The sequence below is a fragment of the Bradyrhizobium erythrophlei genome (genome assembly GCF_042430365.1).
GTDB lineage: Bacteria > Pseudomonadota > Alphaproteobacteria > Rhizobiales > Xanthobacteraceae > Bradyrhizobium > Bradyrhizobium erythrophlei.
The window spans coordinates 34,649-49,742 of the sequence record NZ_JBHMET010000249.1; the positions used below are offsets into that span (position 1 = coordinate 34,649).

Below are 15,094 nucleotides of genomic sequence, written 5' to 3' on the forward strand. Positions count from 1 at the left end.
GACTTGATGCCCGATATGGAAGCCAGTGAGCCAAGGCGATTCGTCGTCCTCGATTTCTACAGGTTCGTCGCCGCGCTCGGCGTCTTCATCTTTCACCTGAAGCTCATCGACCCGGGCATTTCACCGGCCTGGAACGGCTCTTTCGGCCTGTTCGTGGACATGTTCTTCATCCTGTCCGGCTTCGTGATCTCGTATTCCTATCCGGCCGACACCAGCGGCGCCCGGTCCTACCTCCGCTTCATGGTGCGCCGGATCGCGCGCATCTATCCGTTGCATCTCCTGACGCTGCTGGCCTTCGCCGGCCTCGCGCTTGCCGGAATCGCCGGCCCGACCGTTCATTCCGGCCTCAAGGACTTTCTCTACAACCTGCTCCTGATCCAGGCCTGGGGTGTCACCGATCATTTGAGCTTCAATGCACCGGCTTGGTCGATCAGCGCCGAGTTGTTCTGCTATCTCGTGTTCCCGCTCCTGATGCTGCTTGCGACGTCGGTCCGACCGATTGTGCTCGCGATCATCGTCGCCGCCAGCTACGGGATCCTCGCGCATGCCTGGCTGCCAATCTGGGCAGAGCGATCGCAGATGTACGGCGCCAATTTCGACTGTGGCATGCTGCGTGCCCTGCCGAGCTTCCTGAACGGCATCCTGCTCGCGGTGCTGTTCAAGCTCTCCGGCCCCTACCGCAGGAAACTGGTCGCGATTGCCGGCATCGCGCTGTTTGCGACCTCGGTCCTGATCCTCAACGTCTTCGCCAAGCCGGACCTTGCCATCATCCTGTTCTCGCTCGCGATCCTCTTCACCGCGATCGGCGAAAGCGCGTTCAAGAAGTTCCCCGGATCGGCCTGGCTCGGCCGCCTCGGCAATACCTCCTATGCGATCTACATGTTGCACGAGCTGCTGCTCATCCTGCTGTTCAAGCCGGCATGGCACTATTTTGGCCTGCAACCCGGCGCATTTGCGCCGTTCGCGCTCGCCTGCTGCGTCGTGCTCACGATCGCGGCCGACATCACCTACACTTTTGTCGAAAACCCCGCGCGGAAGCTGATCAATCGCCTGGCCCCCAGCGCCCCGAAGCGCAGCACCAAGTCGCTGGGCGAGTTCCGTCCCGTCGCCGGCGAGGCGCTCAATCTCGACGAAACCGGACAGCCGGCAAGCGCGCGCTAGATGGCGGTGCGCCGGATGCGGCCCACGACCTGGTGCCAGACCTGCACGACTGCCGGCCGCGCCACCAGCATCACGATGGCCAGATAGACGGCGGCGCCGAGCAGCGTCAGCACGGCGAGCCGCAGCCACGGCGACAGCGGTGGCAACGCGAAGGACGCGGCAACCACCGCGGCCGCCATGATCGCGGCGCCCGCGAAGGCCGGCACCAGCGCGCCGACATATCGCTTGACCGGCGAGTTCGTTGCACGGGATTATTGTGGCCGAGGCCTATGGCGGGCCCCCACGCTATGTTCGGTTGAGCAACGCAGAAGCCGAATTCAAGTATCGCGACTATTACGAGGGCACGGGGCCGATTTGCCGTCGAGTTCGCCACGAGCATTGGAGAAGCCAAGGAGATGGGCGGTGACCTCTCATCTCGTTCGCGTCGGGAATATCGCACGAGTCCACGATTTCCGGATTATCCAATGACGGCGAATTGGTGGCGAGAGCACATCAGCAACGCCATTTATACATAGATACTCCAAGCGATGATTGTACTATTGTAGGGTATGAAACGCCTCGTATTCTCAGCCTTGGGTGCCGCGAGTTCTCTGCTCCCGTTGAGGCTGCGTCACGTGATCGTCAAGAGCCTGCTGGCCAGGAGCGACCTTGTCGAGACGTACGGCTTTCTGTACGTTTCATCGCTATCGAAACCATTGAACATCGTCGGCCTATCCGCGCGCGGAAAATATGGCATGGTTTCGAGCGCGCCAAACGATCTCTCGATCTTCAGAAGCTACGCGCAAAGCGGGGTTTGGGCCGCCGATCTCAACGAGAGATTAAGGAAGTTTTTTGAAGGCGGTATAGGCACCTATTTGGATATAGGCGCAAATATTGGTTTGACCGTGATTCCGATAGCGCGCCAGTGCGCTGGGGTTAGGTGCTTCGCGTTCGAGCCGGAACCGACAAACTACAAGAATTTGGTCCGCAATATCCGTGAGAACGATGTCGTCGAAGTTGTGCGGACACACCAATATGCGCTGCATGAGGTGAAAGCGGTGTTGCCGTTTCAGATATCTGACGACAATTTGGGCGATCATCGCCTCCACGCATCGCACGATTTGCAAGACAAGAGCGGCGAACGCAGTCGCCTCGTGATCGAGGTGCCGTGTGTGAGATTAGACGACATTGAAGTGCCCGACGCCCGCCCAATGTTTGTCAAGATTGATACCCAAGGGGCCGAACCGTTCGTTATCGCTGGCGGCAGCGCAACGCTCGCAAAGGCTGATGCCATTTTCGTCGAATGGTCGCCGTATCACATGGCGCGCCTCAAGTCCGATCCGAACGTCGTGTTGAATTTTCTGAGTGCTGAGTTCCGTCGTGGCGAGCTCTCACAAGCTGATGAATCGGTCGCGCTGAAGTGCGAGGTCGCGCCGATAGCAGAGATTGTTGATACTCTTCGGGCCACGATCTCTGCGTGGAGGGATGACCCTTCGAGCTATCTGGATATTGTCGCGTACAAATAGCGGCAGCTCCGGGGCAGGTTCCCTTCCCGACGAAGTCTTGAGCATATGCCTCACCGGGAGGCACGCACAGCACAATATCATTCGTTGCATCCGACCCCACGTACACATAGCGTCATCGACACGGTGCGGCGGGTCTCACCATTAATTTGCACCTTCTTGCCGCGACGCTGCGAACTTGTGTCACAATCCGTCCCTAAAAGAATTAGTCGCAAGGACATCGATGCCTGAACATGCTGCGCATTGCTAACACTCCGGCGAATTGTTTCTCTCTGAGAGCCACGCCATCAACCTTCGCAGGGGCGCTCAGCCCTGCGTTCGCTAAACACTCACTGCCTTGCGCTAGGATTGGCGCGCGGGCAACAGCGATCGGTCGTAGATAGCCACGGTAGATCGTCGACCGCGCAACGGTCGGGGCTCCGTTCCAGATACGATGCCAGCGAAGACCCCGAGAAATTGAAATCGGTTCGATCATCCGGGTACCTGAAGATGTCACACAAGGACACCGAAGTTGAACGATCTTAACCTACGTTTCTCCGAGGAAGAACATTCCAGGAATGTGCGGAAGGGTGCTCTTGCCGGAATCGTAACTCAGATCGTGCGTGTAGCGACGCAAGCCGGTTCGGTGGTTGTCCTCTCTCGCCTGCTGACTCCCATGGACTTTGGCACTTATGCGATGGCGTCCCCGGTCTTGGCGTTTGCGGTCCTGTTCCAGGACATGGGGCTCGGCTACGCAACGGTCCAGAAGGAAGTGCTGACACAGAAGGAACTGAGCTCCCTGTTCTGGGTGAACCTTTCGGTCGGCGCGCTACTGGCGCTCACGCAGGTCGCGCTGTCGCCGCTCGTCGGCATGTTCTATGGCGATCCAAATCTCGTCGCGCTCACGTCCGCAATGAGCGCGACGCTGCTGCTCAGCGGCGCCGACGTTCAGCACCTGTCCCTGCTTACCCGACAGATGAGATTCTGGACGCTTGCCACCCTGGAATCTGCGGCTGCCATCACCGGCCTTCTCACCTCGATCGTGGTCGCTTATTACTATCACAGCTATTGGGCGATTCTCGCTGGCAGCCTGGCGTCTGGCGTGGTGCTTGCCAGCGGCGCGTGGCTGAGTTCGGGATGGCTACCGTCGAAGCCCGGCTCGGTCGTGAGCGCGCGGGACATGCTGCATTTCGGACTGGGCGTGACCGGATTCAATTTTGCCGAATTCCTGTCCCGCAACGCCGACAGCGTGTTGATCGGAAAGGTCTGGGGCGCGACGTCGCTCGGCGCCTACAACCGCGCTTACCGTCTGCTGCTGTTTCCGCTGCAGCAGGTCACCAATCCGATGATACGGATCATGCTTCCGACGCTGTCGAGCCTGCTGAAGGAGCCCGAGCGCTACCTGAGCTCGTTCCGACATGCTGTGCTGCCGGCTTTCCTCGTCGTCCTGCCCGGCGTCGCCTTCATGATCGGGACTGCGGACACGCTGGTGACGACGCTGCTCGGCCCGCGGTGGAAGGAGGTCACGCCGATCTTCATCGGCCTCAGCGTTGCCGGGCTGCTGCAAACCACGAACAGCCCGGCGAACTGGCTGTTTCTCAGTCAGGGGCGCACCAAGGAATATATGCGGTGGGGCTTCTTCAGCGCCTCCGCCTCGATTCTCGCCTTTGTTTGCGGACTGCCGTTCGGGCCGGTTGGAGTCGCGACCGCGTATTCGGTCAGCGAGTGCCTTCGCACGCCGATATTGTGGTGGCTGGTCGGACGACGCGGTCCGGTTGGTCATCGAGATGTCATGAAGGTGATCGCACCGCATTTCGCCGGCGCGATTGCGTCGGTGGCCGCAACCTATTTTCTACATAGCTGGCTGGTGGCACGATTCGTCCATGATCTCTGGGATCTGGCGGCATGCTTCTGCCTCTCCTACGCGGTCTCCTTCGTGATCATCGCGCTGTTTCCGGTCAGCCGCCGCGAAATCCGCCGCTATGTGCCGCGGTTCGCCGGCAGGCAACTGCGATGACGACGCAAGCCTGAATTCAGCCGCGTTCGCGACGCATGCTGCTGATCGCCATTCCAGCACGACTTGCGAATTGGAATGTTGTAGGGTCAACGCTACGCCAACAAACGATCGTTTAGAGCTATCGGTGCACGGAACTCAGGCAACTCACGGAAAACGACGTCTTCGGGTCGCGATCTACGCGCCGCACTTCTCGGAATATTCGTATCGACTGGCCGCCGGACTGTCGCGGCACTGCGACGTCCGCCTGGTCCTGAACCGCAAGGACGCCAACGCGCAGTGGGAATTGTCTGCAATTCCGGTGCCGCTGGCGTTCGACGCCCGGATCCGGGACCTCAGCCTGCGTCGCTTCGGTGCGATCGGGCTGCCGACCTCCTTTCTCGACGTCCTGGCCTTTCGCCCCGATATCGTGCATTGCCACGAATGCCCCGACTACTACACCACTGTCCTGATGGAGCTGCTGCGGCTGTCAGGCATCCCGCAGGTCCTCACCGTCCATGACGCCGTTCCACATTCGGAAGGCGGCTCGGGCACGGGTCCGAGCGAGGAACGGCTGCGCACGCGGATGCGCAATGCCGCATCGCTTGTCACCTTGCACGGCGAGAGCTGCATCGCGGATTTCCGCCGCGCCTCGCCCGGTTTCAAGGGTGGCATGATCTCCTCGATGCACGGCGTGCTGATGGTGCCGCCGGAGAGCGCAGCGCCGGTCCAGCCGAGCGCGGGACGCATCCTCTTCTTTGGCCGCATGTGGGCCTACAAGGGCCTCGACGTCTTCCTCGATGCTATCGACTCGCTGGGCAAGCGCGGCGTTCATCACCAGGCTGTCGTCGCCGGCCGCGGGCCCGAGATGACGCGGCTTGGCGCGCGAATGGCCGCGATGCCGACGATCGAGGCAATCAACGCCTATGTTTCGCCCGCGGACACCGGCGCCCTCTTCCAGTCATCAGCCGTGGTCGCGCTGCCCTACAAGGACGCCACCCAGAGCGGCGTGCTGGCATCGGCATTCGGCAACCAGCGTCCCGTCGTCGCGAGCGCGACCGGCGGCATTCCCGACGTCGTGACCGACGGCGTCAACGGCCTGCTGGTGCCGCCTGACGACGCCAATGCGCTCGCGGACGCGCTGGAGCGCGTGCTCACCTCACCATCGCTCGCCGCGACGCTTGCCGACGGCGCGCGCCAGACGGCAATGGGCGCGATGAACTGGGATCATATCGCCGACGGGCTTTATGCGAGCTATCGCAAGCTCGCCGGCGTCGCGGCCTGAGCGGCGCCGCCCTCGCCCGTCGCGGTCAGACGGAGTGCTCGACCTTGCCGATCGGGCGGAACAGCCAGCCGCGAAACGCACTGTCGAGCAGGCGCCGCAGCCTGACCTCGATCAGCTCATAGCTGATCGCGCTCACCGCCAACGCCAGGATCGATCCCAGCACGATGAAGCCCGCCCACAATAGCCAGCGATCGACGCCCATCGCGACGAGCTTCAGGCCAATCATCTGCAGCGGAAACAGCACGAAGGGATGCACGAGGTAGAGGCTGTAGCTGATCTTGCCGACATATTGCAGCGCCGGCGTGCTCAGCGCATTGCTGAGACCCGATCCCTGTGCCAGCACCATACCGAACAGCAGGAAGCCCGGAACCAGACCGACGAAGGGGTGGAACAGCTTCAGGCTCGCATAGAGCGCCGCGCCGCAGATCAAGCCCAGCGCAAGCCCGGCCCGCCCCGCGACGCGGATGCGGAAGTCGGTGGCGCTGAACAGCATGCCGATGCAGAAGAACGCCGTGATCGGCCAATGCAGCACGCATGCGAGGCCAAGCAGGATCAGAGGTGCCGCCGCCAGCCTGCCACTGATCCGAAGCGCGGCGAAGACGAGCGCAAACCAGATGTAGAACGCCCATTCATAGGTCAGCGTCCAGGCGTTCTGCTGGGCGATCGGCAGCCCGATCGCATCCTGCAGGAAGAACAAATTGGCGAAGAAGATCCCGAGATAATTCGGAACATCGATCCCGCGGAAGAATTTGTAGCCGACGATCGGGCCGACCACGAACAACGCCAGATGCAGCACGACGAAGACCGGCATGATACGCAACAACCGGTCGAAGAAGAATTTCAGCAGCGATCCGTGCCGCACTAGGCTCGCTGGAATCAGGAATCCGCTGATCATGAAGAACAGCTCGACACCGTGGCCGCCGACATTGATGACCGATTGCAGCCACGGCAAGATCGGCGGTAGGAAGCCCGGGTTCGGGATGTCGTACACCCCGCCCTTCGGCATGTCGTAGAAATGATCCATCAGCACGCTGAGCGCCGCGATGCCGCGCAGGCCCTGCACCGACGGAACGAACGATCCGTCGGCTGCGGCGGCAGGCTCGCGCGCCAGCGCCGTCACTCGGCGGCGCCCTGACTGGTCAGGGCCGGCTCGAGCACCACCGCCCGCCGGCGCTGCGAGCGGAAGCGCTGGCCGAAGGCGATGCACGGCTTCTCGACAAACGAATAGGTCGCCCAGCTCGTCACGATCGACGCGGCGACGACGACCGCGACGAACAGCGACCATCCGAGCGGACCATCGCCGACGCTCATGCCATGATGGACCCAGACGAGCACGAACGGCGACATCAGGTAGATCGAGTAGCTGATCACGCCCACGAAGGCCATCGGCCGCCAGGCCATCCGCTCGCCGAACGTGGCGAACAGGACGAACACCAGACCGGCAAGGACATAGGCCGACCCGATCGAGTAAGTGGAGAAGAAATTCTCCTGATAGACGCCGCCGAATCGCTTGGCCGACAGGGTGACCGCGAAAACCGCGTACAGCAGCATGCAGCCGGCGACGTGCCACCAGCGCAGCTTTCCGCCGATCACGGTGTCACGGACCATCTTGCCCATGAACATCGCCGTCAGGTTCAGCGCGACCTCCATCAGCGACCACACCAAGCGCTTTTCGATCACGAGCGGGCCGATGATGCAGACCAGCGACGTCGCGACGACGATGTAGACGGCGGTCAGGCGCTGGTTCAACAGCCCGGCCGCAAACAGCACGGTGCAACCGATATAGAAGATCAGCTCGATCGCCAGCGTCCAGTAGATGACCCAGAGGTTCGGCACGTTCACGAAGGTCTGGAACATGGTGAGGTTCACCAGTACCTGCGACAGCGAGTAGCTCTTGTCGTCGAGCAGCGGCATCGTGACGAGCCCGACCAGCATCGACGTCCAGTAGGCCGGGTAAAGCCGGAAGAAGCGGCTGATCGCGAAGTCGCGCACCGGCGTCGCGCTGTCGGGGAAGCTGAACGGGATGACGAAGCCGCTGACGAAGAAGAACAGCACGACGCCGAACCGGCCCCAATTGACGTAGTAGCCGATCGCGTCGTGGAACGCCCAATAGTATTCGCCCGTCGGGTGATGCTGCACGATCACCTCGAGCACGTGCTGCACCAGCACCGCCATGACGGCGATGCCGCGCAACGTATCGATGAATGCAAGCCGTTTATGCATCGCGCATTCCCACTGTTTGATCCGCCTAGCGCACCGGCCGCGGCAACTCGCCGCCGATATCCCCGAAGCCGCCTTGCGGCCCGAGCGCCTGAACCCGCCGCGGCCGGCCCATCACCGCAGCATCGACCGCCCGTGCGGTCGACGCCGCGCGTCGCGAGAACACCTCGCTGAAGCTCAGCGCAATCGTCAGAAGGCCGGTCGCCGGTCCGTAGTTGAGAACCGTGATCGTGAACATGTTGCACACGAAGATCAGGGAGAGCTTGTAGACGTCGGTGACCGCAAAGGTCGCGCGGATCACCATCACCATGAAGACGGCGAAAGGAAGCCCGAACATCAGGTAGGTCCCGATGTAGAAATTATCGACCGGCACCCAATAGGCGGCGAGCGGCGAGAACAGCTTCTGCGGATAGTTGAAGCAGCCGGCACCGCAGCCGGTGAAGATGCCGACTGGCATCAGCTGGCTCATATAGACGAACGGCAGCTGCCAGCTGTTGTTGATTCGGTCCAGGATGCTGAACATCGTGGTATGCGGAACCGCCGCCGTGCCCGCCGCCGCCAAAATCAGGAAGAACGGCACGAGGATCGAGACGAACGACCACAGCGCGATCTTCTTGATCGCCGGAAACCGCGACTGCTCGGGCAGCATCCGCACCAGGACCAGCAGGATCAGATACACCGCGAGCACGATCATGGTGGTCTTGCTCGTGGTCAGCCGGATCGCATAGAGGGCGATCCCCCCGAACAACAGGCACCACGTGGTGCTCTTGCGGATCGACGTCAGCGTGTACGAAATCAGGATGAAGAACGCCGCCATGGTGTTATCGGCGGCAAAGCCCATCAGCCGCTGGTCGTCGCCGCCATACGCCCACCACAGCCGACCGGCCTCGCGCACTGCGCCGAACGATTCATACTTGAACCCGACCCAGGGCATCACGAAGTACTTGGTCAGGAACACGCCGACGACCGACAGGTAGAAGGTCACGGCAACCACCGCGAGCAGCTTCTTGTAGTGACCTAGGTTCGAATCGCAGAAGCAGAACCCGACGAAGATCGGGAGCATCATCTTGAACGACGAGAACGCGGCATTGGCCGTGCCGAGCATGATGTAGCCGAGCACCACCGACAGCACGATCTGGATCAACACCAGCGCCGCCAGGATGCTGCGGTTGCGCAAGATGCAGTGGCTGATGAACTGGATGAGGCACAGCATCGCGATGCCGTCGGGGGCGTACCACAGCGCATCCAGATGCAAGATGCTGGTGTAATAGCGCATCACGCCGCCGAACGCGTCGCGGACCAGATAGACCCCGAGCGCGATCGATTCGAGATTGATGCTGATCGGCGCGGCCGCCTGCCGCTGGGCGATGGCGGTCATCGTCACCGCCTCAGTTCGACGGCCGCGCGCGACCTTGAGAATTCAGGCCGGCTGCGGAGCAATTGCCTGACGAACTTGCCGCCGGGAATCTCGACATAGAGATAGGTGAAGTGCGAGACCACCAGCACGGCGGCGAGCGAGATCGCGCAATTCAGCGTCGCCGGCAGGCCGGCGCAGATCGAATCGAGCGCGGCGATCGACCGATGCCCGACCGCGCGCACGAAATATTCGGCGAACAGCACCACCAGCGCATGCACCATGTAGACCGAATAGGAGCGCTTGCCGAGCCAGACCAGCGGACGCGCGACCAGCATCCGCGGCACCAGCACCGCATCGGGGAACGCCAGCAGCGATCCGAGGAAGATCGCGAAGGCGAACGGCGCGAGGAAGCTGATCTCCGGGTAAGACTCCACCAGGGACACCACTGCGACGCTCGCGATCATCGCGACGAATTGAATCCCACCCTGCAGGGCCGGACCGATCTTGCGCGGCAGGCCCTCGACCACCCTCACCGTCAGCACGCCAAGGAAGAAGGAGACGAAGCAGCGCAGGATGCCGAAATCGGTCTGCAGCCCGAGGCTCTTCTTCTGCAGCACGAACACGATCACGAGCCAGCTTCCGATCACCAGCAATCCCGCGCAGACATAGAGCGACCGCAGCGATCCCAGCCGCTGGGCGAGCAGCACCACGAGACCGAACACCAGATAGGTGTAGAACTCGACGCTGATGCTCCAGCTCGGCGCATTCCAGCTGAGATAGTCGATCGGGCCCATCGAGTGCAGCAGGAACAGGTTGAGGACGAACGAATAGGCGTTGTTGACCTCGAATGCCGCGGGCGCCGCGACGACGACGCCAGCCATTACGAGGCCGATCCGCAGCAGGCGGAACAGCAGGTTCGCGAACAGCATCACAATGTGCAGCGGATAGACGCGCGCGAACCGTCGCACCATAAACTCGCGCAGCAAGAAATGTCCGAAATCGCCCTTCACGTAGCTCAGCGACATCACGATCCCGCTCAGCACGAAGAACAGATCGACCAACAGCCACGCACTCCGGAAGTACGACCAGTTGATCCACGCGTTGTGCGGAAATGCCGCAAGGAAGGTCGGCATCAGAATCAGGTGGTGAATCACCACCGAGATCGCGGCGATGCCCCGGATGCTGTCGAGCGGCAAGACATGAGCTTTCTCACGATGAACAGGCTCAGTCACATCAACATTCCCGTCGCTCTTGCATTGCAACACCCTGTACAAGGCTTCACGTGCGCTTTCAACGCTGCGCGCCTCGCACCGTCGCTGTGATGCATCACAGGTAGCGGCAATTTCATGACGACGCCGTGCGCAACCTGTTGAACGAGACGCAGCGACATCATCGAACGACATTGAAGAGATTCCGCGACCAAAAAACAGACGAGCCGCTCAAAAAGATGGCGACGCGCTGCCGATCACCGCGCCAGGTGGCTTACGCTTTGCATTGATTTGTTGGAATGCATCTCGATTGAGCTGTGACGAACGAAGTTTGTACAAATTCCGGCTTTGTTGCGATCGGCATCACATATCGGACACTTTCACCACGCGATCGCTCGCACTTATTCATCCGGCCACGCGGAACAACCACATTATTCTCATGATGCGAAAGCGCGAGAGCTTGAACGTGCTGCATGCCATCTCGCGCATCATCGCGATGACAATGATCGTGTCAGCGCGGATTCCATTCGCGAACCAGGCGCCGGCTCCCCGGCATAGCCGTTCCACGTCGCATTTCGATGACAGCATGCAAGTGACGCGGATGTGGAAATCTCTTGCTGCCCCCACCTACATTCGCGTGCGCCGTGTTCCTTGCAACCGATAAGGCGATTGCCACCGGTTATTGGGGATCCTGACCCGGATGCGTCTATGTGTTGTATGAAACCCAGCCACAACCGATCGATCATGCCGTACGCAAGACGACTTGCTTTGATTTCCCGACCGGAACCCCTGCGAACCGCAATCAAGGGAAACTTTTTCGGCGTCAGATTCGCCCTGCCGTCTTTTGTACATAAGTCGTGACCGACATCGCTCGCGTCGAATCTGCGCAACGCATCGGATCGGACTCTCTTCATCTGCGTCGTGCTGGCTTGATTATCGCTGCCTATGCATTGGGCTTGCCGCGAATTCACCGCGATTCAAGTTGCAATGGATCACGCGTTCGTTCCTTGGCGCAGAACTTGCTAGTTCGGAACAACGCGAGGGACAGTTTTGCAGCGCACAAAAAATGACACACTTGTTTGCCAGAATGGCAAATAACCGACCGATTTCTGAGCTTTGTACGCAATCAGCCAAGAGACCTGCAAAGAGACCTGAATGAACGGCGAGTCCACAATGCAACCGAAGACGCGGATCAGAAGGCATCGATGGCTGGGCGCAGCGCTGATCGCCTCGGCCGTATCAGGACTGACCGTCACCACATGCCGCGCGCAGTGCGTCGAACTTTCCGAACGCGCCGCGCAGGTCGATCTCAACGCGTTCGCCAAGACGCCCTCAATCCTTCTTGAGAGCCTGCGCAACGACAAGGAGAAGCTGAAGGGCCGGCTCGCCGCCTATCTCGTCAGCAATCCCGAGCTGCTGCCAGCGGTGCGGACGCTGATATCGGAGGCAACCAGCGCCGATCGAACGGCGATCGGTGCCGCGCTCCGCGTCGCGGAGTCGCGATGCATCACGACGAAGCCCAATGCCGCGCGCAAGATCAACGCCTTCGTGCAACGGCTTCAGGACCTCGCGGTGCTGACCGGCTATTCGGCGGCCGGTGAGGATCAATCGATCTCGCCCACCCGGGTCGCCAAGCAGCCGAAGGGCGGCACGGGCCTGATGACGGGCGAATTCAAGACCGACGTCGCCGACCCGTTCGAGCCGATGCCACTCCCGCAATAGCCACCACCGAGTGCAGTGAACTTGCAAATGTATCAGCCTAGAGAGCAGTTTCATCCCGGCCAGAAATTCGGCATCGAGCTCGGTGGGACTGTGTTGAGCTTCGAGCGCGTGGTCGACGTGCTGCGCCGCCAGTGGCCGCTGATCGCGGCCGTGGTCGGCGGCGTGATGGTGCTCGTGTTCCTCTATCTGCTGACGGCGAAGCCGATGTTCACGGCGAACGCCCGCATCCTGATGGATACCCGCCAGACCCAGGTTCTCGACAAAGACAGCGGCATCAACAGCGCGCTGATCGACACCGGCTACGTCGACAGCCAGGTCGAGATCATCGGCTCTGACGACTTGATTCTCTCGGTCGTCCGCAAGCTGCGCCTGACCGAGGATCCGGAGTTCAACGGCTCCCAACCCGGGCTCGTCGCGATCATCCTCGGCAAGGTGACCGCGCTGTTCCGCTCCGGCGCACCGGCCTCGAGGGAGCAGCTCGAGCACGCCGTGGTCGAGACCGTCCAGAAGAACCTCAAGGTCGAGCGCGTGCTGACCACTTACGTGCTGTCGCTCAGCTACAAGTCTGCTAGTCCGGACAAGGCGGCGCGCATCGACAACGCGATCGCCGACGCCTACATCGTCGGCGCGCTCGAAGCCAAGTACCAGTCGACCAAGCGGGCCAGCGAATGGCTGCAGCAGCGCAGCGCCGAGCTTCGCGAGCAGGCCACCGCGAGCGACCGCGCGGTGCAGACCTTCAAGGCCGAGAACAACATCGTCGGCACCAGCCGCGGCCTGATGACCGAGCAGCAGCTCTCCGACCTCAACACCCAGCTGGTCCAGGCCCGCACCGCGACCGCCGAAGCCAAGGCGCGGCTCGACCGGATCGAGGCGATCTCCGACAAGGACCTCGCGCAGCCGACCGTCACCGACGCGCTCAACAACAGCGTGATCACCCGCCTGCGCGCGCAATATCTCGACCTGGCGGGCCAATATGCCGACTGGTCGACCCGCTACGGCAAGACCCATCAGGCCTCGGTCAACCTCGCCAACCGCATGGAAGAGCTGCGCAAGGCGATCGCCGACGAGGTGCACCGGATTGCGGACGCCTATCGCAGCGATTACGAGATCGCCAGGAGCCGCGAAGCCACGCTCGAGCAGAACGTGAAGGGCCTCGTGGCGCAGGCCGGCAACACCGGCCAGGCCCAGGTCAAGCTCCGCGATCTCGAGAGCGCAGCCGACACCTATCGCAACCTCTACAACAACTTCCTCGAGAAGCTGCAGAACGCAACGCAGAACCAGAGCTTCCCGATCAGCGAGGCTCGCATCATCGCCACCGCGGCCAAGCCGGACATGAAGAGCTCGCCGAAGACCGTGCTGGCGCTGTTCGGCGGCCTGGTGGGCGGGCTCTGCCTCGGCTTCGGCGCCGCCTTCGCCCGCGAGCTGTTGAGCGACGTGCTGCGCGCGCCGGGCGAGGTCGAGGACGAGCTCGGCGTGAAATGCCTCGGCGTGCTCCCCGACATTCGCCCGGCAAGCCCGGTGCAGAAGGCGCGCGCGCTGTTGCCGTCCGAAGGGCAGTCCCCGAGGGACAAGGAGCCCGTGATCTCAAGCTACGTCGTCGACCATCCGTTCTCGCGCTTTGCGGAAACGCTGCGCAACATCAAGGTGTCGATCGACGTCGCGCGGCTGACACGCGAGGTCAAGGTGATCGGCATCATCTCGTCGCTGCCGAAGGAAGGAAAGACGACGGTCGCGGCCAATTTCGGCCACCTGACCGCGTTGACCGGACACCGCACCCTCCTGATCGACGGCGACCTGCATACCCGGTCGCTGACGCGCGAGCTCGCACCGAACGCCAAGACCGGCCTGATCGAAGCGCTGAAGGACCCGCGGTCGTTCGGCTACCACATCCAGCGCAGCAGCGAGACCGGCCTCGACTTCCTGCCGTCCTTCGTCGTGTCACGCATGGTCAACTCCGCCGACATCATGGCCTCCAGGGCGATGGCGGACTTGCTCTCGGTGGTGCGCGAGCACTATGAGTACATCGTCATCGACCTCGCCCCGGTCATGCCGGTCGCCGACGCCAAGGCGGTCAGCCACCTGATCGACGCGATGGTCTATGTGATCGAGTGGGGCAAGACGACGCGCAGCGCCCTTCAGGAATCGGTGTCCGGCGCGGAAGTGATCCAGAAGAAGCTCTTGGGAGCGGTGCTGAACCGCGCCAACCCGAAGATGCTCAAGCGCATCGAGGCCTACAAGGGCTCGCACTACAACAGCTACTACGTCGAAGGTGCCTGACGGCGGCGTTGAGCGGAACCGCCTGCCCGCGCGCGGGCAATGGCTGGCGCGCGGCATCAATGTGCTGCTTGCGACGGCCGCGCTGGCCTGGACCTGGTCGTCGTTTCATAACGTCGATCCGGCCGGGGGCGGTTGGTGTCCCTGCATTTCGTCAACGAGGCCGGGTTGACCATCCACCATCGCTGCTATCCCGCGGATGACCGGCCGGACGCCGGCGCACAGAGCGCCGTTCAGGTCCCGCTAGAGCATTTTCCGACCTGGTGGAATCGGAAGGGATTGAACGAAGCCGCTGGCGCGGCAATTGAGGAGGGATCGCAAGAGCAGGCTCCCGTCTGAGAGGATTGCGGGTTTTCGAAGCCCAACCCTTCAGACAGGAGTTTTCCAATGGCT

The 15,094-nt window shown here is 61.9% G+C and carries 11 protein-coding genes; 6 read left to right on the top strand and 5 right to left on the bottom strand.

The window, feature by feature from the left end:
- Positions 1 to 6 precede the first annotated feature (6 nt).
- Complete coding sequence (locus tag ACFFWD_RS37600; protein ID WP_376974343.1) at positions 7 to 1,161, top strand: acyltransferase family protein; 1,155 nt, start codon at positions 7 to 9, stop codon at positions 1,159 to 1,161.
- Here the strand turns inward: ACFFWD_RS37600 and ACFFWD_RS37605 are convergent.
- The gene (locus tag ACFFWD_RS37605) at positions 1,158 to 1,367 is read right to left on the bottom strand and encodes a hypothetical protein (protein ID WP_376974345.1); all 210 of its coding nucleotides are present in this window, start codon (positions 1,365 to 1,367) and stop codon (positions 1,158 to 1,160) included. The genes ACFFWD_RS37600 and ACFFWD_RS37605 overlap by 4 nt on opposite strands.
- A gap of 408 nt (positions 1,368 to 1,775) precedes the next feature.
- On the opposite strand from ACFFWD_RS37605, the gene ACFFWD_RS37610 reads away from it, so the two are divergent.
- From ACFFWD_RS37610 to ACFFWD_RS37620, 3 genes are all read left to right on the top strand, one after another.
- Entirely contained in the window at positions 1,776 to 2,666 is an 891-nt protein-coding gene (locus ACFFWD_RS37610) for an FkbM family methyltransferase (RefSeq protein WP_376974346.1), read from the top strand.
- 556 nt (positions 2,667 to 3,222) lie between these two features.
- The gene (locus tag ACFFWD_RS37615; RefSeq protein ID WP_376974364.1) at positions 3,223 to 4,659 is read left to right on the top strand and encodes a lipopolysaccharide biosynthesis protein; all 1,437 of its coding nucleotides are present in this window, start codon (positions 3,223 to 3,225) and stop codon (positions 4,657 to 4,659) included.
- Between the two features lie 124 nt (positions 4,660 to 4,783).
- Positions 4,784 to 5,920, top strand: coding sequence for a glycosyltransferase family 4 protein (locus ACFFWD_RS37620; RefSeq protein WP_376974348.1), 1,137 nt, complete (start codon positions 4,784 to 4,786; stop codon positions 5,918 to 5,920).
- 25 nt (positions 5,921 to 5,945) lie between these two features.
- Here the strand turns inward: ACFFWD_RS37620 and ACFFWD_RS37625 are convergent, their stop codons facing one another.
- Genes ACFFWD_RS37625 through ACFFWD_RS37640 form a run of 4 tightly spaced genes read right to left on the bottom strand, consistent with a single transcriptional unit; the run spans position 5,946 to position 10,729 of the window.
- Positions 5,946 to 7,040: an acyltransferase family protein gene (locus ACFFWD_RS37625; protein WP_376974350.1), complete on the bottom strand. Its 1,095-nt coding sequence runs from the start codon at positions 7,038 to 7,040 to the stop codon at positions 5,946 to 5,948.
- The gene (locus ACFFWD_RS37630; RefSeq protein ID WP_376974352.1) at positions 7,037 to 8,143 is read right to left on the bottom strand and encodes an acyltransferase family protein; all 1,107 of its coding nucleotides are present in this window, start codon (positions 8,141 to 8,143) and stop codon (positions 7,037 to 7,039) included. Before ACFFWD_RS37630 ends, ACFFWD_RS37625 begins: the two co-directional genes overlap by 4 nt.
- Before the next feature lie 25 nt (positions 8,144 to 8,168).
- Positions 8,169 to 9,518: a hypothetical protein gene (locus ACFFWD_RS37635; protein WP_376974354.1), complete on the bottom strand. Its 1,350-nt coding sequence runs from the start codon at positions 9,516 to 9,518 to the stop codon at positions 8,169 to 8,171.
- Positions 9,519 to 9,520: 2 nt separating this feature from the next.
- Positions 9,521 to 10,729, bottom strand: a complete 1,209-nt coding sequence (locus ACFFWD_RS37640) for an acyltransferase family protein (RefSeq protein ID WP_376974356.1) — start codon at positions 10,727 to 10,729, stop codon at positions 9,521 to 9,523.
- A 1,149-nt stretch (positions 10,730 to 11,878) separates the two neighbouring features.
- Between ACFFWD_RS37640 and ACFFWD_RS37645 the strand changes: the two genes are divergently transcribed.
- Both ACFFWD_RS37645 and ACFFWD_RS37650 read left to right on the top strand, forming a co-directional pair.
- On the top strand, positions 11,879 to 12,427 hold the full coding sequence (locus ACFFWD_RS37645) for a hypothetical protein (RefSeq protein WP_376974358.1): 549 nt from the start codon (positions 11,879 to 11,881) through the stop codon (positions 12,425 to 12,427).
- Positions 12,428 to 12,454: 27 nt separating this feature from the next.
- Positions 12,455 to 14,704: a GNVR domain-containing protein gene (locus ACFFWD_RS37650; protein WP_376974360.1), complete on the top strand. Its 2,250-nt coding sequence runs from the start codon at positions 12,455 to 12,457 to the stop codon at positions 14,702 to 14,704.
- Positions 14,705 to 15,094 lie beyond the last annotated feature (390 nt).

Bases quoted from the DNA above. Each gene is read 5' to 3' on its own strand.
- ACFFWD_RS37600 (WP_376974343.1), top strand. From the start codon at position 7: ATGCCCGATATGGAAGCCAGTGAGCCAAGGCGATTCGTCGTCCTCGAT.
- ACFFWD_RS37635 (WP_376974354.1), bottom strand. From the start codon at position 9,518: ATGACCGCCATCGCCCAGCGGCAGGCGGCCGCGCCGATCAGCATCAAT.
- ACFFWD_RS37630 (WP_376974352.1), bottom strand. From the start codon at position 8,143: ATGCATAAACGGCTTGCATTCATCGATACGTTGCGCGGCATCGCCGTC.
- ACFFWD_RS37650 (WP_376974360.1), top strand. From the start codon at position 12,455: ATGTATCAGCCTAGAGAGCAGTTTCATCCCGGCCAGAAATTCGGCATC.
- ACFFWD_RS37645 (WP_376974358.1), top strand. From the start codon at position 11,879: ATGCAACCGAAGACGCGGATCAGAAGGCATCGATGGCTGGGCGCAGCG.